The 16,716-nt window shown below is 64.4% G+C and carries 18 protein-coding genes; 4 read left to right on the top strand and 14 right to left on the bottom strand.

Annotation, left to right across the window (positions count from 1 at the left end):
• The first annotated feature begins 61 nt into the window (after positions 1-61).
• Positions 62-682: a hypothetical protein gene (locus ACIQYU_RS02575; protein WP_063911489.1), complete on the top strand. Its 621-nt coding sequence runs from the start codon at positions 62-64 to the stop codon at positions 680-682.
• Positions 683-684: 2 nt separating this feature from the next.
• Here ACIQYU_RS02575 and ACIQYU_RS02570 read toward each other — a convergent pair whose 3' ends face one another.
• From ACIQYU_RS02570 to ppc, 7 genes are all read right to left on the bottom strand, one after another.
• Positions 685-1,515: an oxaloacetate decarboxylase gene (locus ACIQYU_RS02570; RefSeq protein WP_233687216.1), complete on the bottom strand. Its 831-nt coding sequence runs from the start codon at positions 1,513-1,515 to the stop codon at positions 685-687.
• Positions 1,516-1,543: 28 nt separating this feature from the next.
• Positions 1,544-2,413: a DUF72 domain-containing protein gene (locus ACIQYU_RS02565; protein WP_402798139.1), complete on the bottom strand. Its 870-nt coding sequence runs from the start codon at positions 2,411-2,413 to the stop codon at positions 1,544-1,546.
• Between the two features lie 3 nt (positions 2,414-2,416).
• Positions 2,417-2,707: a hypothetical protein gene (locus ACIQYU_RS02560; protein ID WP_207829480.1), complete on the bottom strand. Its 291-nt coding sequence runs from the start codon at positions 2,705-2,707 to the stop codon at positions 2,417-2,419.
• Positions 2,708-2,838: 131 nt separating this feature from the next.
• On the bottom strand, positions 2,839-3,513 hold the full coding sequence (tsaB, locus tag ACIQYU_RS02555) for a tRNA (adenosine(37)-N6)-threonylcarbamoyltransferase complex dimerization subunit type 1 TsaB (protein WP_207829484.1): 675 nt from the start codon (positions 3,511-3,513) through the stop codon (positions 2,839-2,841).
• A gap of 289 nt (positions 3,514-3,802) precedes the next feature.
• Positions 3,803-4,453: an adenylate kinase gene (gene adk, locus ACIQYU_RS02550; protein ID WP_003259830.1), complete on the bottom strand. Its 651-nt coding sequence runs from the start codon at positions 4,451-4,453 to the stop codon at positions 3,803-3,805.
• A gap of 10 nt (positions 4,454-4,463) precedes the next feature.
• The gene (locus ACIQYU_RS02545; RefSeq protein ID WP_233693929.1) at positions 4,464-4,670 is read right to left on the bottom strand and encodes a hypothetical protein; all 207 of its coding nucleotides are present in this window, start codon (positions 4,668-4,670) and stop codon (positions 4,464-4,466) included.
• 40 nt (positions 4,671-4,710) lie between these two features.
• The gene (ppc, locus tag ACIQYU_RS02540) at positions 4,711-7,338 is read right to left on the bottom strand and encodes a phosphoenolpyruvate carboxylase (RefSeq protein ID WP_207829490.1); all 2,628 of its coding nucleotides are present in this window, start codon (positions 7,336-7,338) and stop codon (positions 4,711-4,713) included.
• A 281-nt stretch (positions 7,339-7,619) separates the two neighbouring features.
• On the opposite strand from ppc, the gene ACIQYU_RS02535 reads away from it, so the two are divergent.
• From ACIQYU_RS02535 to ACIQYU_RS02525, 3 genes are all read left to right on the top strand, one after another.
• Positions 7,620-7,964: a hypothetical protein gene (locus ACIQYU_RS02535; protein ID WP_063911483.1), complete on the top strand. Its 345-nt coding sequence runs from the start codon at positions 7,620-7,622 to the stop codon at positions 7,962-7,964.
• A gap of 277 nt (positions 7,965-8,241) precedes the next feature.
• Positions 8,242-8,655: a DUF4398 domain-containing protein gene (locus tag ACIQYU_RS02530; RefSeq protein ID WP_207829491.1), complete on the top strand. Its 414-nt coding sequence runs from the start codon at positions 8,242-8,244 to the stop codon at positions 8,653-8,655.
• Positions 8,656-8,705: 50 nt separating this feature from the next.
• Positions 8,706-9,497 carry an OmpA family protein gene (locus ACIQYU_RS02525; RefSeq protein ID WP_207829492.1) on the top strand — a complete coding sequence of 264 codons (792 nt, stop codon included), beginning with the start codon at positions 8,706-8,708 and terminating at the stop codon, positions 9,495-9,497.
• 166 nt (positions 9,498-9,663) lie between these two features.
• Here ACIQYU_RS02525 and ACIQYU_RS02520 read toward each other — a convergent pair whose 3' ends face one another.
• From ACIQYU_RS02520 to prfB, 7 genes are all read right to left on the bottom strand, one after another.
• Complete coding sequence (locus ACIQYU_RS02520) at positions 9,664-9,990, bottom strand: hypothetical protein (protein WP_207829493.1); 327 nt, start codon at positions 9,988-9,990, stop codon at positions 9,664-9,666.
• The gene (locus ACIQYU_RS02515) at positions 9,987-10,910 is read right to left on the bottom strand and encodes an alpha/beta hydrolase (protein WP_402798135.1); all 924 of its coding nucleotides are present in this window, start codon (positions 10,908-10,910) and stop codon (positions 9,987-9,989) included. Before ACIQYU_RS02515 ends, ACIQYU_RS02520 begins: the two co-directional genes overlap by 4 nt.
• Complete coding sequence (locus ACIQYU_RS02510) at positions 10,882-12,159, bottom strand: flavohemoglobin expression-modulating QEGLA motif protein (RefSeq protein WP_025337939.1); 1,278 nt, start codon at positions 12,157-12,159, stop codon at positions 10,882-10,884. The genes ACIQYU_RS02515 and ACIQYU_RS02510 overlap by 29 nt, the downstream gene beginning before the upstream one ends.
• 173 nt (positions 12,160-12,332) lie before the next feature.
• Positions 12,333-12,881, bottom strand: coding sequence for a hypothetical protein (locus ACIQYU_RS02505; protein WP_063911479.1), 549 nt, complete (start codon positions 12,879-12,881; stop codon positions 12,333-12,335).
• A 29-nt stretch (positions 12,882-12,910) separates the two neighbouring features.
• A complete protein-coding gene (locus tag ACIQYU_RS02500) occupies positions 12,911-13,615 on the bottom strand; it encodes a TetR/AcrR family transcriptional regulator (RefSeq protein WP_063911478.1) in 705 nt (234 codons plus the stop codon).
• A 205-nt stretch (positions 13,616-13,820) separates the two neighbouring features.
• Positions 13,821-15,323: a lysine--tRNA ligase gene (lysS, locus tag ACIQYU_RS02495; protein WP_207829496.1), complete on the bottom strand. Its 1,503-nt coding sequence runs from the start codon at positions 15,321-15,323 to the stop codon at positions 13,821-13,823.
• 93 nt (positions 15,324-15,416) lie between these two features.
• Positions 15,417-16,512 (bottom strand): peptide chain release factor 2 gene (gene prfB, locus ACIQYU_RS02490; protein ID WP_096009945.1). Its coding sequence is split into 2 segments (ribosomal slippage): positions 15,417-16,439 and positions 16,441-16,512, totalling 1,095 coding nucleotides; the frame shifts between segments, so codons are not numbered across the junction.
• Positions 16,513-16,716 lie beyond the last annotated feature (204 nt).

Raw genomic sequence — 16,716 nt, 5'->3', positions numbered from 1 at the left:
CACCTCGGCCGATACAGGCAATATCCCGCTATTCTGCCAGAGCACAACGCGCGCGACTGCCATGTCAGATACTCTTCCCATCGGCTTGACCTACCTGTCGCCTGTCGGCAACTACAGTCAGCACAACACCCAGGCACTCGGGGGCGTCAGCCACCTGTGGCAGGATTTCTTTGCCCGGGCCATGGCCGAGCAGCAGGAAGAGCCCGCAGACAGCGTCAGCCAGTCGTTCGTGCAGTACGACGAGGCCAGCGGCGAGCCGATCGGCGGCGCCCGCGCGCTGGCCCTGATCGACGCCCAGCGTGCCTGCCCGGTACACGACACCGAGGTGGCACCGCCAGAGCCACTGTTCCTGCCCAAGGCAGAACTCGAAGCCAACCTGCTGCCGCCCGCTCCCGAGCCGTTCAGCGCAGTCGAGCTGATCGAACAGCAGCGCCAGCTTGATATCAGCAACAGCTGGCTGCGCCCTGTGGTGATGAGCCAAGGTCACCCCATTGCCGAGCCCGGCCCCGGCCCTACCCCGCGCTCGCTGTTCCTGCCGATCGCCGAGTTCGAGACCAACCTGCTGGACCCGGCCCCCGAGCCGTTCGACGACGCCACCCTGGCCAAACAGCAGAACGACCTGGAGTTCGACATCCACTGGGCCCGCCCGGTGGTGCTGAACAACGTGCGCGCCCACGCCTGAGGTCAGCGGCGGAACAGCTCGTTGAGCTGGGCGAACGGTAGTGCCTGTTCCCCGTAGCCGAACGTGCCCTCATCACGAATTTCCAGCGCGGCCCGGTGGAAGGCCCCCAACGCGGCACGGGCCAGCGATGAGCCGACGCTGATACGGCGTACGCCCAGGTCCTGCAACTGGTTGACGCTCAGTGGCACGCCCGCCATGCCCATCAGCACATTCACCGGCCGTGGCGCGACGGCCTGCACTACCGCGCGGATTTCCTCGACAGTACGCAGCCCGGGCGCGTAGAGCACGTCGGCACCGGCCTCGGCATAGGCCTGCAAACGCAGGATGGTGTCGTCCAGGTCCATGCGCCCGTGCAGCAGGTTTTCTGCCCGGGCGCACAGGGTAAACGGGAACGGCAGGCTGCGCGCCGCCTGCACGGCTGCGCGCACACGCTCTACTGCCAGCTCGAAGTCATGGATCGGTGCATCGCTGCGGCCACTGGCATCCTCGATAGAGCCACCCACCAAGCCGACTTCTGCTGCCCGCAGAATGGTCTGGGCGCAATCTTCGGGCTGGTCGCCAAAGCCGTTCTCCAGGTCAGCAGCCACCGGCAAGGGGGTGGCATCGACAATCTCACCGGCGTTGTCCAAGGTATCGTCCAGGCTCAAGGCCCCTTCGGCGTCCGGCCGCCCCAGGCTGAAAGCCAGGCCTGCACTGGTGGTGGCCAGCGCCTCGAAGCCCAGGCTGGCCAGTAGCTTGGCCGAACCGGCATCCCATGGGTTGGGGATGACGAAGGCGCTGTCGCGCTCGTGCAGGGCCTTGAAGGCTTCGGCTCGCAGGGTTTGCACATCCATGGTTCAACCTCCGGCAGTCAGGGAATGGTCAGAGTAGCCCTAGTTGTTCGACCTCGGGGGTGCGCGGCAATTCCGGCAGCGCGGCAAGGCCCGGCAGGCGCTGCATCAGGCGCTGGTGAAAGCGCTGGGCCAGCGCCGCGGCCAGGCGGTTGTCCGAGGTGTGCAGGAATATGTAGGGGCGGCGGCCTTCCTCGATCCAGGTGGCAACCTTGTCTACCCAGGGGGTAAGGAAGGCCTCGTTGGCCTCCAGCTGCGGATGGCCGATGAAGCGTACCTGCGGCTGCTGGCTGAAGGCTGCCGGGCGTGGCGGTACCTTGGGCTTCTTCGCCTGCGCATGCAGCACGGCGGGGTCACGAGAGGTGCAACTGAACAAGGCGCGCGGGTCGAGGCAGATACGCTCCACACCGCGCTCATGCAGCAGGCGGTTGAGCAAGCGCTCTTCTTCACCCTTGGCGAAGAAGGCCTGGTTGCGCACCTCCACAGCCACCGGCACTCCGATCTCGTCAAGGAAGTGGCAAAGCTCGCCCAGCCGTGCGGGGCCGAACTGGGCCGACAACTGCAGCCAGTAAGGTGCTACACGCTGGCCCAGCGGGGCCATCAGGCGGGTGAAGTCAAAGGCCGGTTCGAGCTGATCGCGCAGGTCGCCTTCATGGCTGATGTCTCTGGGGAACTTGGCAGTGAAGCGGAAATGTTCGGGCATGATCTGCGCCCAGCGCGCAATGGTGCCGGGTGCGGGACGGGCGTAGAAGGTGGTATTGCCCTCGACGGCGTTGAATACCCGGCTGTAGTAGCCAAGCATCTCACTGCTGTTGGCGTCGGCGGGATACAGGTAGTCGCGCCAGGCGTTTTCGCTCCAGGACGGGCAACCGAGAAAATAAGGCAGTGGCGATGAACTCATCCACTAAATGTACAGGTCGAGCCCCATTACTTCCATGTCCCAGTCGGTAAAACCGGCGGTGCTCAGGTAGCTGGCCAATGCGGTAGCAGTGCGGCGGTCACGGGCGCGGGGGAAGATCATGTCCTGCTGGCGGGCTGGCAGGCCGCCACTGCGACGGCGGCCGGTGGCTTCCTGAGGGGCTGGTTCGGCCTGCTCGATCACCTCGGCATCTTCGATGGCCTCGTCACGCACCGCCGCCTTGCGCGGCGAGCGCTTGATCGGGTAGGACTGCGGTGAGAAACCGTCGATACGCATGGCATGAGCACTCAGGACCGATGATGGCAATTTAGCAGCATCAGGGTTCCATCGCTAATGCTCGATTGATAACTGGACCACAGATCACGCAAAAGGTTTTAGTGTCATCGGTGATAACCGATAAACAACACTCAACGCTTCTTGGGTGTCGCTACATTATCGCGCAGGTAGACCGGTTGCGCCTGCTCGGCAACGATCGCCTCGCCACGTGCCCAGGCAAACCTGGCCAGGCTGAGGATGTCCAGGGCATTGGGCAAGGCGCTGGCATTGCTGGCCGCCACCTGCACCGCCAGGCGCTCGGCATAGCCCCAACCGGTACCCGCACCGAACCACTCGCCACTGCTGCCCGCCGGCAGCGCCACCTGCTCGGGCGGCAGCACCGCCTCTTGGCCGACCAGGCGCATTTCGCCTTCGGCGGCCTGGTAGCAGCCCCAATACACTTCATCCATGCGCGCATCAATAGCGGCCGCCACCTGCTGCACGCCGTGCTCGCGCAGGGCGCCCTGGGCCAGTGCGGCCAGGTTGGACACCGGCAACACCGGGCGCTCCAGGGCAAAGGCCAGGCCCTGGACCACGCCGATAGCAATGCGCACGCCAGTGAACGCGCCCGGGCCACGGCCAAAGGCGATGGCATCCAGCGCGTTCAGCGCTACGCCGGAGTCGGCCAGCAACTGCTTGATCATCGGCAGCAGCTTCTGGGCATGCATGCGCGGGATCACCTCGTAATGGCTGGTTACCTTGCCGTCATGCAGCAGTGCGACGGAACAGGCTTCGGTAGCGGTATCCAGGGCCAGCAGGGTGGTCATCGAACGGGTATCCAGGTGCGAATGAAAAAGAGCGGCAGTATAGAACAGCGGCGGCGTTGTGTCCCCAAGGCGCAGCTGTACGGCCATCAGGCGCTACATGATGAACTGGCGCGGTCTCTGTGGGAGCGGGCGCGCCCGCGAACACCGGCGCAGCCGGTGCCAGCCACCGCGTTGAATTCTTCGCAGGCACGCCCGCTCCCACAGAGGCCGCATCAGGGCCGCAATGCCGAGTCCCACAAACGACAACGGCCCGCAAGCGGGCCGTTGTCGAGGTGCGTCAGGCGCTGGATCAGCTCAGGGCTGCCAGGACCTTGGCGGTGATGGCTTCGACCGAACCGACGCCTTCGATGTGGCTGTACTTCGGCTTGCCGGCATTGGCGGCCGACAGCTTCTGGTAGAAGTCCACCAGCGGCTTGGTCTGGCTGTGGTAGACCGACAGGCGATGGCGAACGGTTTCTTCCTTGTCGTCATCGCGCTGGATCAGGTCTTCACCCGTCTCGTCGTCCTTGCCTTCCACTTTCGGCGGGTTGTACTGAATGTGGTAGGTGCGGCCCGAGGCCAGGTGCACGCGGCGACCAGCCATGCGCCCGACGATTTCCTCGTCGTCCACGGCAATTTCGACCACGGCGTCGATGTCGACACCGGCAGCGACCATGGCTTCGGCTTGCGGGATGGTGCGTGGGAAGCCGTCGAACAGGCAGCCCTTGGCGCAATCAGGCTGGGCGATGCGCTCCTTGACCAGGCTGATGATCAACTCGTCGGAGACCAGCTGGCCGGCATCCATGACTTTCTTCAGTTCCAGGCCCAGCGGGGTGCCGGCCTTGACGGCGGCACGCAGCATGTCACCGGTGGAAATCTGGGGGATACCGAACTTTTCGGTGATGAACTTTGCCTGAGTACCTTTACCGGCCCCGGGAGCTCCCAGCAGAATTACGCGCATCTTGTGCTCCTCAAATTTTTTTATGAAATTCAATGGATTCGGCGACCAGGGCCAAGTCCGGAAAATCGGGTATGACCACAAATCGGTCAGAAGGCTGCTCAAGATACACAGCGCCCGGCAGCCAGACAAGCGTCCCAAAGTTGCAGGAATGCGCCACCTGCGGCCGACCTGGCAGGTGGTTGCGCCCGGCGCAACCACCCTCTTCGTTCACTGGCATGCCCAGCACAGCACCCGCCCGGGACGCCTCGGGCCTACCCTCAGCCGGTGTTGCGCAGGCCGGCTGCAATACCCGCTACAGTGACCAGCAAGGCCTGCTCCAACGGGCTGTCCAGAGCGGCTTCGCGGCTGCGCGAGCGGGCCAGCAGCTCGGCCTGCAGACGGTGCAACGGGTCCAGGTAGGTGTTGCGCAGGCTGATGAATTCCAGTGTCTCGGGGCTGTGCGCCAGTAGCACCGGCTGCCCGGTAAGGCCCAGTACCACCTGGCACGACTGCGACAATAGGTCGCGCAGGTGCGCCCCCAAAGGCAACAAGTGCGGTTGCACTAGACGTTCGTCGTAGGCCTCGGCGATCTGCGCATCGGCCTTGGCCAGCACCATCTCCAGCATGTCGATGCGGGTGCGGAAGAACGGCCATTGCTCGCGCATCTGCGCCAGCAGTTCACCCTGGCCACGGGCCAGGGCATTGTTCAATGCCGTTTCCCAGCCAAGCCAGGCTGGCAGCATCAGCCGGGTCTGGGTCCAGCCGAAGATCCACGGAATGGCCCGCAGGCTTTCGATGCCACCGGCGCGGCGCTTGGCCGGGCGGCTGCCCAGCGGCAGGCGCCCCAGTTCCTGCTCCGGGGTCGACTGGCGGAAGTACTCGACAAAATCGGGGTTCTCCCGCACCACACCGCGATAGGCCTTGACGCCATCGGCGGCCAGTTGGTCCATCAACTCGCGCCAGGCCGGCTGCGGTGGTGGCGGTGGCAACAAGGTGGCTTCGAGCACGGCGGCCAGGTACAGGTTGAGGTTCTGCTCGGCGATGCCCGGCAAGCCGAACTTGAAGCGGATCATTTCGCCCTGCTCGGTGGTACGGAATCGCCCTGCCACCGAACCTGGTGGCTGCGACAGGATCGCGGCATGGGCCGGGCCTCCACCGCGGCCTACCGTGCCGCCACGGCCGTGGAACAGCAACAGCTCGACCTGGTGCTCGGCGCAGATGCGCACCAGGTTTTCCTGGGCCCGGTACTGCGCCCAGGCCGCTGCCGTGGTACCGGCATCCTTGGCCGAGTCGGAGTAGCCGATCATCACTTCCTGCGGGCCACGCAGGTTGGCGCGGTAGCCTGGCAGGCCGAGCAGGCGCTGCATCACCGGGCCGGCGTTGTCGAGGTCGGCCAGGGTCTCGAATAGTGGCACCACGCGCATGGGCCGCGTCAGGCCAGCCTCCTTGAGCAGCAACTGCACCGCCAGCACATCCGAGGCAGCACCGGCCATGGAGATGACGTAAGAGCCCAGCGAAGCAGCCGGCGCGGCGGCAATTTCCCGGCAGGTGGCCAGCACCTCGGCGGTATCGGCCTGCGGCCTGAAGTGCGCGGGCAGCAGTGGCCGGCGGTTTTTCAGCTCGGCCTGGAGGAACTCGATGCGCTGCTCTTCATCCCAGTCGGCATAGCGCCCCAGGCCCAGGTAGTCGGTAATCTCGCTCAGCGCATCACGGTGGCGGGCGGCGTCCTGGCGCACGTCCAGGCGCCCCAGGAACAGGCCGAAGGTCACCGCGCGGCGCAGGCAGTCCAGCAACGGGCCTTCGGCGATCACACCCATGCCGCAGGCGTGCAGGGACTGGTAGCACAGCTCCAGCGGCGCGATCAGGTCACGGTTGTCTACCAGCACCTCGGCGCTGGCCGGCTGGTTGCTGGTCAACGCCGAATGCGCCCAGGCGCGCGTCGCCCGCAGGCGGTCACGCAGTTGCTTGAGCACGGCGCGGTAGGGTTCGGCGCTGTCGCCGACACGCTCGCGCAGGGCGTCGTTGGCCTGCTGCATGGACAACTCGGAAGCCAGTGCATCGATGTCGCGCAGGAACAGGTCGGCGGCCATCCAGCGCGCCAGCAGCAGGACTTCGCGGGTGACCGCAGCGGTCACGTTGGGGTTGCCATCACGGTCACCGCCCATCCACGAGGCGAAGCGGATCGGCGCCGCTTCCAGCGGCAGGCGCAGGCCGGTAGCCTCCAGCAGGGCCTTGTCGACCTTGCGCAAGTGGCTGGGAATGGCATGCCACAGCGAATGCTCGATCACCGCGAAGCCCCACTTGGCTTCATCCACCGGCGTAGGCCGGGTGCGGCGGATTTCCTCGGTGTGCCAGGCCTCGGCGATCAGCCGGCGCAGGCGCTCGCGCACCTGCTGGCGTTCGCCCGGGGTCAGGTCGCGGTGGTCCTGGGCAGCCAGCTGGCCGGCGATGGCGTCGTACTTCTGGATCAGGGTACGGCGGGCCACCTCGGTGGGGTGCGCGGTGAGCACCAGCTGGATGTCGAGCTTGGCCAGCTGCCGGGCCAGGGCATCATTGCCGTGCCCGGCCTGCTTCAGGCGCGCCAGCAGTTCGGGCAACACCCGGGCCTCGAACGGCTCGGGCTGGTCGGCGTCGCGGCGGCGGATCAACTGGTACTGCTCGGCCATGTTGGCCAGGTTGAGGAACTGGTTGAAGGCCCTGGCCACAGGTAGCAAGTCTTCTTCGGCCAGGTCCGCCAGGGTCGAGCTCAGTTGCTCGCCGGCGCCGCGACGGTCAGCCTTGGCACTGTGGCGGATGTCTTCGATCTTCTGCAGGAACGCCTCGCCATGCTGCTGGCGAATGGTTTCGCCGAGCAACTCACCCAACACATGGACATCTTCACGCAAACGCACATCGATATCGGTCATTGGCCCTCTCTCCGGCGCGGCTCTGGCGCATTGCATTCCTTTAAGCCTTTACGCGATCCCCTGTGGGAGCGGGTTAACCCGCGAAGAATCCAGCGCGGTGCCTGGCACCGGCTGCGCCGGTGTTCGCGGGTGAACCCGCTCCCACAGGGGTGCGCGGTATTCGCCCCAAGAGTGCCCACAGCCGGGCGGCGATGGCAAGCCGTGATCGGCCAAAGCAAACTAAAGTGAAAGCACGAGACTCCCATGCAATGCAGCCTTTTCAGGCGTCAACAGAGGTCATCATGAAAATTCGTGAACTCGCCCGGCATTGGGAACAGAATGCCGCCGGTACCCTTAGCCCCACGGGCCATGTCCTGCACCTGGACCTGGAGTCAGAGGCGCGCCTGGCCGCGCTGATCGACATGTACCCCAAGCGCACCGCCGAAGAACTGCTCGGTGAACTGGTCGCAGCCGCTCTTGAGGAACTGGAAGCCAGCTTCCCCTATGTGCAGGGCCGCCAGGTCATCGCCACCGACGAAGAAGGCGACCCGCTGTACGAGGACATCGGCCCTACTCCGCGCTTTCTTTCACTGTCGCGGCAGCATCTGCACGCCCTGAGCAACCCCGCAGCCGACAGCGAGAAGTAACCCGCCGCCCCATTCTTCCGGGCCTGGTAGGGGCCCGGAATACCGCTATACACCGCAAAAGTTCCGGACGAATCACACTGACCGATTAGTCAGAAATAGTTGTCCGTTAAGGGTGATTTTTTCTGAACTATCCGGAAAAAGCCTCAGTCACAGCCAATAGCCATCACGCTAAAACCCTGCACACCTGCCGTTGTGCACCGTTGAGCTGAAGCGCGCGGACGTGTCAGGGAATGAGCGATGGACTGCTACGGACATCGTCGTGAACAGGAGTGATCCAATGGAACTGACCACCAAGAAGACCCTCACTTGCAAACCCTCATCCACTCATGTGCGCGGGTTCAAGCTGGCAGCACTGGCCTTGGGCAGTAGCCTGGCCCTGGCCGGCTGTGCGGGCAACCCGCCCACCGAGCAATATGCCGTCACCCAGTCCGCCGTGAACTCCGCCGTCAGCGCTGGCGGCACCGAGTTCGCCGCCGTGGAAATGAAAGCGGCCCAGGACAAGTTCAAGCAGGCCGAGATCGCCATGCATGACAAGAAATACGACGACGCCAGGCGCCTGGCCGAACAGGCCGAATGGGACGCCCGCCTCGCCGAACGCAAGGCCCAGGCGGCCAAGGCCCAGAAGGCCGTGCAGGATGCCCGCGAGGGCGTTCAGGACGTACGTGAGGAAGGCCTGCGCAGCGCTCAATGAGCCCTGCCCTGCCAACCTCGGCCTTCGCAAACGATCAAAGGATGAACACTATGCGCAACTACGTCATGATTCCCGCCCTGCTGGCCCTGAGTGTCGGCCTTGCCGCCTGCTCGCACGACCCAAACGCCAACCTCGAATCGGCCCGCACCAACTTCTCCTCGCTGCAGAGTGACCCGCAATCGAGCAAGGTTGCGGCGCTGGAGACCAAGGATGCCCAGGACTGGCTGAACAAAGCCGACAAGGCCTACATGGACGGCGAAGACGAGAAGAAGGTCGACCAGTTGGCCTACCTGACCAACCAGCGTGTCGAGGTGGCCAAGCAGACCATCGCCCTGCGCACCGCCGAAGGCGAACTGAAGAACGCCTCTGCCCAGCGTGCCCAGGCCAAGCTGGACGCCCGCGACGCGCAGATCGCCAAGCTGCAGGACAGCCTCAACGCCAAGCAGACCGACCGCGGCACGCTGGTCACCTTCGGTGACGTGCTGTTCGACTTCAACAAGGCCGAACTCAAGAGCAACGCCTACCCGAACATCACCAAGCTGGCGCAGTTCCTCCAGGAAAACCCGGAACGCAAGGTGATTGTCGAGGGTTACACCGACAGCGTCGGCTCGGCCAACTATAACCAGGGCCTGTCAGAGCGCCGCGCCAACAGTGTGCGCATGGCACTGGTACGTGCCGGCGTCGACCCGGCGCGCATCGTCGCCCAGGGCTATGGCAAGGAGTACCCGGTAGCGGACAACTCGAGCAATTCGGGGCGGGCGCAGAACCGTCGGGTGGAGGTGACCATCTCCAACGACAACCAGCCGGTGGCGCCGCGCTCGGTGAGCCAGGTGCAGCAGTAAGGTTGGTTAGCTGAACTGACAAGCCCCGCGATCGAAGCGGGGCTTTCTTTTGCCTGTTCCGGCCCTTTCGCGGCTAAAGCCGCTCCCACAGGGATCGCGTACAGCCCGATCCTGTGGGAGCGGCTTTAGCCGCGAAAGGGCCAGCACAAGCAGTAGAGACAATGGCTCACTGTATCTGCTGCGGCGTTTCCTCACCCATGCAGCGCACCGCGCGCTTGCGGTTGTCCACCAGCACGCCGGTCAGGCCTTTTTGCTGGGTGTCGAACAGCACCAGCACGCCATCGACGCACTGGGCCACCTGTGGCGCCGGGTCCAGCGAGACCTTGTAGTCCTCGCCAGGGAGGGTCTTGAGCATGGTGAAGTCCTGCAGCAACAGGGCATCCTCGGGCTTGGCGAAATGCAGGTAACCGTAGTACCACAAGGCCCCCACCGTCACGATGATGCTGCCGACACCGGTCAGGATCAGCGGGATGGCGTTGCGTTCTTCACTCATTGCTTGTTCTTCTCGTCAGGGTAATCGGGCACTTCGGCCAGCCGCCGCAGGCCGTTGAAATGGCTGGGGTCGTCGAGGAAACGCAGCATCACCTGACGCCAGGTCGGGTCGGCGAAGGTCTGTACGTGGCCACCACGGGTCAGTTGCAGTACCCGCGGCGCTGGCGCGTGCTGGTACAGGCGGATGCCGTTGTCCATCGGCACCAGGGTGTCGTCGATGCTGTGGAAGAACAGCTTGGGCGGGCTGCTCAGCTGCTCGATCGAGCGGATCGCGCTGTCGCCGTCCGGCACCAGCCACGACAGTGGCACCTGCAGCGGCCAGGTCATCCACGAGGTGCTGAGGGCAAAGCGCCCGACCGCACGGTAGCTGGCCGGCACGCCGTCGAACACCAGGGCGCTGAAACGCTCGCGCTGCTCGGGGTGGGCCGCCAGGTAGTGAATGGCCATGGCGCCGCCCAGGCTCTGCCCCAGCAGCACCAGCGGCTTGCCCTTGACCTCGGGCGCCTGGTCCAGCCACGCCATCGCCGCGGCGATATCCTCATACACCTCGGGCAGGCTCGGCTCACCCTGGGACAGGCCATAGCCGCGGTAATCGATCATCAGCACCTGGTAGCCCTGTTCCGGCAGCCAGTAGCTGCCGCCCAGGTGCCCAGGCAGGTTGCCGCCATTGCCGTGCAGGTGCAGCACCGTGCCCTTGACCTCGACCCCGCCCTTGGCAGGCAACCACCAGCCATGCAGGCGGATGCCATCAGCCGTGGTCAGGGTGACATCGCGGTACTCGAGCCTGGCTCGCTCGGGCGTGAACGGCTGGCCACGCTCGGGGTAGAACAGCAGGCTGCTGCAACCACCCAGGCCCAGCAGGATCAAGCCCAGGGTCAGCAGGCGGCAGCACTCAGAGAATGTTCGCGTAGTCGGCTTCAATGCGGTCCAGGCTCAGATGGTTGAGGAAGTTGGAGAAGCACATCCAGGCCGACAGCGCGTTGAGGTCGCGGAACTGCTCGGGCAGGTACTTGGGCGGCTCGACCAGACCTTCCTCGACCAGCTGACGCAGGGTGCGCATGTCTTCCAGAGTGGTCTTGCCACAGAACAGCAACGGGATCTGTTCGAGCTTGCCCTTCTTCACGGCCAACTGAATGTAGTTGTAAACCATGATGAAGCCTTTGAGGTAGGACAAGTCCTTGGTAAATGGCAGGCCATTGGGCACCGACCCACGGAACACCCTGCTGGCGTTGCTGTAGCTCTGCGCCATCTCGAAGCCCTGCTCGCGGAAGAAGTTGTAGATCTGCATGAAATCGGCACCCTCCTCGACCATATGGATGGCGCGGGTGCGGTTGGTGAGCTTGCGCAGGCGGCTGGGGTAGGAGGCGAAGGCGATCACCTCCATGAGGATGGCCAGGCCTTCCTGGGTCACCGTCGACGAGGGCGGGCCCTTGGCCAGGAAGGTACAGATCGGCTGGTTCAGGCCGTTGAGCGTGGTGCCAACATGCACCAGCCCTTCATGCACCTCCAGGGCGCGCACGTCACGGGCGTTGAACATGGCGTCGGCACGCACCTTGATGTAGTCGGCCCCGGCCGCGGCATCGGCGACGATACCGTCGGACTCGAACACTCGGATGGTCTCCTCGGCCTCGCCGAACACCTTGTTCAGCCGGTGCTGGAGGATTTCCACGGCCTCCTTGGCGGTGAGGTTCTTCGGTTCGTCCTTGAGGTCGCCACGGCCATCGATGTTGTTCAGGTAGTCCGACAGCATCAGACCGAGGTCGGCCAAGGTCGGGTCACCGGCGTGGAAGGCATCCGAGGCAGCGCCGTACAGCTCCTGGGAAATCAGGCCGAAATCCTCGGTGCCGCGCGCTTCGAGCATGCGCACGACCATGCGGTATTCGCGGCACATGCGCTTCATGATCTGCCCGACCGGGTTGAACTGGCCGAGCTGGCGAATGATGTCGCGCTCGATGCCCTGGAACTCGGCCTTGACCGCGCTGGAATCGAACGCCAGCGGGCGCGACTGGTAGTAGGCACGGTCGACGGCCGGCGGCTCCTTGCCCTTGGCCTTGAGGAAGCCCTGGCGGATGTTGTCGTCCCACTTCACCGCGTCCAGCACCCGGATCGGGGTCTGGGCCGCGACGATGCGGTCGGACAGGGCACGGATGGTTTGCTGGTATTCGTCCACCGGGGGACTCCTTATTGGAACAAAGTGCCAAGCCTTGCATTGCCTGAACCGCCCTCTTCGCGGCTAAAGCCGCTCCTACAGGTACTGCAATCCCTGTGGGAGCGGCTTCAGCCGCTCCTACAGGTACTGCAATCCCTGTGGGAGCGGCTTCAGCCGCGAAGAAGCCAGCGCGGTCATTTGCCGGAACGCTGGAACCGCGCCACTTCAACGAACAGGTCGGAGTTGGCCGGGTCGTCCAGGTAAGCCAGCACCCGCGCCGACGGGCTGTCGATCAGCACGCCGTCGCCGTTGTCTTCAGGCACCTCGGTGCTGCGCCCGGTCAGCTCCTTCTTGTCCACCGCCTGCTGCACCTGCTCGACATCCAGGTTGTAGACCACCAGTTCCTTGCCATCGACGATATCGAAACCGCCGATCAGGAAGTTGCCACCCAGGCGCTTGGGCACGCCGGCCGACAGGTACCAGCGGTTGCCGTGGCGCGACACGGTGAACACGTATTCCTCAGGGGCCTTGCCCTTGGCCGTGGCCACCGCCTTGTAGGCATCGGCGCCGCTACGGCTGATCACCAGCTTCAGCGGCTCGCCCCAGGCGTCCTTGCTGCTCCACTTGCCGAGCAAGGCCTTGGGCGCTGCCTGGTTGCTCGGCAAGGGCTCGTGGAAGGTCACCAGACAACCGCCCAGCAGCAGGAATGACAGAGTCAACAACACCACACGCCAGGCTTTCATCAGGTTCTCCTTGAAAAATCGGTCTCGGCTCAGGCCGACGCCAGCACCAGCTGCAGGTATCGGCTAAGCATAGCGAGCATCTGCCCATCGGCTTGCGCGTTGGCATCCTTGAGCAGGCCCTGATATTCCATCTGCTCGATAATCGCCGTCAACATCTGGGCGTCCTGCTCCGGTTGCCGCGAGCCCACCACCTGCAGCAATTGCCGGGTGCCATGCAGCAGGATCTGCTCGTGGGCGCACACCAGTTCGGCCAGGCGCGGGCACAGCAGCGCCTCCTGGCGGAAGGCCTGCTCGGCCATCAGGAAGTCACGGCGGGTCAGCAGTTGCCGCTGTACGTAGTCGGCAGTCATGCGCGCTACCTCATCAGCCAGGCGTGCCCGCGCCTGCGGGCTGCCGTCGCCCTGGGCCAGCAACTGACGCAACACCACCTCGGTATTGGCCCACAGCTTGGCCATGTAGGCGGCGCTGCGCTCGACATACTGGGCGAAGGTATCGGTGAGCAGGTCCTCGATGTCCTTGAAGTAGTAGGTGGTGGCCGACAGTGGCACACCGGCCTCGGCGGCGACGGCGCGATGGCGTACGCCGCGTACGCCATCGCGCACGACAATGCGCATGGCGGCGTCGAGGATCAGCTGGCGACGCTGCTCGCTGCCTTGGCGGGCAGTCTTGCGGCCTTGGTATTGCACGCTTTCGGCGACGGCGGTGGCGATGCCGGCGGCGCCCTGGTGAGGCATTGCGGGTGTCACGGGGGGTACCTCATGGACAGTGTTTCGTCAGTGCCGGCCTCTTCGCGGCTAAAGCCGCTCCCACAGGGACTGCACCAGCCTGAGGGCAGTGGGATCCCTGTGGGAGCGGCTTTAGCCGCGAAAGGGCCGGCACAGGCAATTCAAGTGTACAGGCAAGAAAAAGCCGCCTCGAAAGGCGGCTCGTTCAATTCACTCAGGCCTGCGGACGCATGTGCGGGAACAGGATCACGTCGCGGATCGACGGCGAGTTGGTCAGCAGCATCACCAGGCGGTCGATGCCGATGCCTTCACCCGCAGTCGGCGGCATGCCGTATTCCAGGGCGCGAACGAAGTCGGCGTCGTAGTGCATGGCTTCGTCGTCACCGGCGTCCTTCTCGGCCACCTGGGCCAGGAAGCGCTCGGCCTGGTCTTCGGCATCGTTGAGCTCGGAATAGGCGTTGGCGATCTCGCGGCCACCGATGAACAGCTCGAAACGGTCGGTAACAGCCGGGTTGTCGTCGTTGCGACGGGCCAGCGGCGACACTTCGAACGGGTACTCGGTGATGAAGTGCGGCTGCTCCAGCTTGTGCTCGACCAGCTCTTCGAAAATCATCACCTGCAGCTTGCCCAGGCCTTCGTGGCCCAGCACCTTGGCGCCGGCCTTTTTGGCGATGTCGCGGGCGCGGTCGACGTCCTGCAGGTCGGCAGCGGTCAGCTCCGGGTTGTACTTGAGGATCGAGTCGAATACCGACAGGCGGGCGAACGGCTCACCGAAGTGGAATACCTTGTCGCCGTACGGCACGTCGGTAGTGCCCAGTACCAGCTGCGCCAGCTCGCGGAACAGTTCCTCGGTGAGGTCCATGTTGTCGCGGTAGTCGGCGTAGGCCTGGTAGAACTCGAGCATGGTGAATTCAGGGTTGTGACGAGTCGAAACGCCTTCGTTACGGAAGTTGCGGTTGATCTCGAACACCTTCTCGAAGCCCCCCACCACCAGGCGCTTGAGGTACAGCTCCGGCGCAATTCGCAGGAACATGGCCATGTCCAGGGCGTTGTGGTGGGTTTCGAACGGCTTGGCCGCGGCACCGCCCGGGATGGTCTGCAGCATCGGTGTCTCGACTTCGAGGAAGTCGCGCTCGATGAGGAACTTGCGGATGTGCGAGATCACCTGCGAACGTACACGGAAGGTGTGGCGGGTTTCTTCATTGACCATCAGGTCGACGTAACGCTGGCGGTAGCGCTGCTCGGTGTCGGTCAGGCCGTGGTGCTTGTCGGGCAGCGGGCGCAGCGACTTGGTCAGCAGGCGCACGTGGGTCATTTCGACGTACAGGTCGCCCTTGCCGGAACGGGCCAGGGTGCCTTCGGCGCTGATGATGTCGCCCAAGTCCCAGGTCTTGACCGCGGCCAGGGTTTCTTCCGACAAGGTCTTGCGGTTGACGTAGACCTGAATGCGGCCGGTCATGTCCTGAATGACCATGAACGAGCCACGGTTGAGCATGATGCGACCGGCAACCTTGACCGGAATCGCTGCAGCTTCCAGTTCTTCCTTGGTCTTGTCCGCGTACTGTTTCTGCAGGTCGTTGCAGTAGCTGTCGCGACGGAAGTCATTGGGGAAGGCATTGCCCTTGGCGCGCTCGGCGGCAAGCTTTTCCTTGCGCAGGGCGATCAGGGCGTTTTCTTCCTGTTGCAGGTCTTGCACTTCGGTCTTGAGGTCGCTCATTTCGTCATTCTTTCCATCAGGTGTGCGGTGCCCCTTTCGGGCAGGGCACGCGATACCGGCCCCAGGCCAGGTACCGCGGCAGTTGTGTACGGTTTACAGCCCCTGCTTGAGGCTCGCTTCCAGGTACTGGTCGAGGTCACCGTCCAGGACCTTCTGGCAGTCGCTGCGCTCGACACCGGTACGCAGGTCCTTGATACGCGAGTCATCCAGCACGTAGGAGCGGATCTGGTGGCCCCAGCCGATGTCCGACTTGCTGTCTTCCAGCGCCTGCGAGGCGGCGTTGCGTTTCTGCATTTCCAGCTCGTACAACTTGGCCCGCAGCATTTTCATGGCGGTGTCCTTGTTGGCGTGCTGGGAGCGTTCGTTCTGGCAGGCCACCACGGTGTTGGTCGGCACGTGGGTGATACGCACCGCCGAGTCGGTGGTGTTCACGTGCTGACCACCAGCACCGGAGGAACGGTAGGTGTCGATACGCAGGTCGGCCGGGTTGATCTCGATCTCGACCTTGTCGTCGATCTCGGGCGATACGAACACCGCGGAGAACGAGGTGTGGCGACGGGCACCGGAGTCGAACGGGCTCTTGCGCACCAGGCGGTGCACGCCGATCTCGGTGCGCAGCCAGCCGAAGGCGTACTCGCCCTTGATATGCACGGTGGCGCCCTTGATACCGGCGACTTCACCTTCGGAAAGCTCGATGATGGTAGCGTCGAAACCACGCTTGTCGGCCCAGCGCAGGTACATGCGCAGCAGGATGTTGGCCCAGTCCTGCGCCTCGGTACCGCCGGAGCCGGCCTGGATGTCCAGGTAGGCGTTGTTCATGTCCATCTCGCCGCTGAACATGCGACGGAACTCAAGCAGGGCCAGGGACTCTTCCAGGGCTTGCAGCTCGGTCTCGACGTCGCTTACGGCGCCTTCATCCTCTTCCTCGACGGCCATGTCGAGCAGGTCCTTGCAGTCGGACAGGCCGTTGGACAGTTTGTCCAGAGTCTCGACGACCTGCGCCAGCATGGCACGCTCGCGGCCCAGGGCCTGGGCGTACTCGGGCTTGTTCCAGACGTTGGGGTCTTCCAGCTCGCGGTTGACTTCGATCAGGCGGTCATGCTTGTGATCGTAGTCAAAGATACCCCCGAATGGACTGGGAACGCTCGGTGAGGTCCTTGATGGTGTTCAGGATCGGTTGGATTTCCATGGGCTGGCTACTCGCACGAATTCGGTGAAAAGCCTGCGAGTATAACCGAGTCCGCCGCAGGGCGGCAGACCCGCCGGGCGGTAGCCTATATATAGAGCATTCGGAAATTGCGCAGCCCCTGTGGGAGCGGGCGTGCCCGCGAACACCGGCGAAGCCGGTGCCATACACCGCGTCGTCTGCTTCGCGGCGGTTCGACGCCTCGAC

The sequence above is a fragment of the Pseudomonas sp. NPDC096925 genome, from assembly GCF_044762545.1.
Lineage (GTDB): Bacteria > Pseudomonadota > Gammaproteobacteria > Pseudomonadales > Pseudomonadaceae > Aquipseudomonas.
The sequence above is the reverse complement of the archived record's forward strand: the minus strand, read 5'-3'. Positions and strand labels throughout refer to the sequence as shown.

Excerpts from the sequence above, each read along its gene's own strand:
- ACIQYU_RS02560 (WP_207829480.1), bottom strand. The coding sequence starts at position 2,707 with ATGCGTATCGACGGTTTCTCACCGCAGTCCTACCCGATCAAGCGCTCG.
- ACIQYU_RS02505 (WP_063911479.1), bottom strand. The coding sequence starts at position 12,881 with ATGAAAGCCTGGCGTGTGGTGTTGTTGACTCTGTCATTCCTGCTGCTG.
- ACIQYU_RS02520 (WP_207829493.1), bottom strand. The coding sequence starts at position 9,990 with ATGAGTGAAGAACGCAACGCCATCCCGCTGATCCTGACCGGTGTCGGC.
- lysS (WP_207829496.1), bottom strand. The coding sequence starts at position 15,323 with ATGAGCGACCTCAAGACCGAAGTGCAAGACCTGCAACAGGAAGAAAAC.
- adk (WP_003259830.1), bottom strand. The coding sequence starts at position 4,453 with ATGCGCGTAATTCTGCTGGGAGCTCCCGGGGCCGGTAAAGGTACTCAG.
- ACIQYU_RS02500 (WP_063911478.1), bottom strand. The coding sequence starts at position 13,615 with ATGCCTCACCAGGGCGCCGCCGGCATCGCCACCGCCGTCGCCGAAAGC.
- tsaB (WP_207829484.1), bottom strand. The coding sequence starts at position 3,513 with ATGACCACCCTGCTGGCCCTGGATACCGCTACCGAAGCCTGTTCCGTC.
- ACIQYU_RS02535 (WP_063911483.1), top strand. The coding sequence starts at position 7,620 with ATGAAAATTCGTGAACTCGCCCGGCATTGGGAACAGAATGCCGCCGGT.
- ACIQYU_RS02530 (WP_207829491.1), top strand. The coding sequence starts at position 8,242 with ATGGAACTGACCACCAAGAAGACCCTCACTTGCAAACCCTCATCCACT.
- ACIQYU_RS02525 (WP_207829492.1), top strand. The coding sequence starts at position 8,706 with ATGCGCAACTACGTCATGATTCCCGCCCTGCTGGCCCTGAGTGTCGGC.
- ACIQYU_RS02545 (WP_233693929.1), bottom strand. The coding sequence starts at position 4,670 with ATGCCAGTGAACGAAGAGGGTGGTTGCGCCGGGCGCAACCACCTGCCA.
- ACIQYU_RS02570 (WP_233687216.1), bottom strand. The coding sequence starts at position 1,515 with ATGGATGTGCAAACCCTGCGAGCCGAAGCCTTCAAGGCCCTGCACGAG.
- ppc (WP_207829490.1), bottom strand. The coding sequence starts at position 7,338 with ATGACCGATATCGATGTGCGTTTGCGTGAAGATGTCCATGTGTTGGGT.
- ACIQYU_RS02565 (WP_402798139.1), bottom strand. The coding sequence starts at position 2,413 with ATGAGTTCATCGCCACTGCCTTATTTTCTCGGTTGCCCGTCCTGGAGC.
- ACIQYU_RS02575 (WP_063911489.1), top strand. The coding sequence starts at position 62 with ATGTCAGATACTCTTCCCATCGGCTTGACCTACCTGTCGCCTGTCGGC.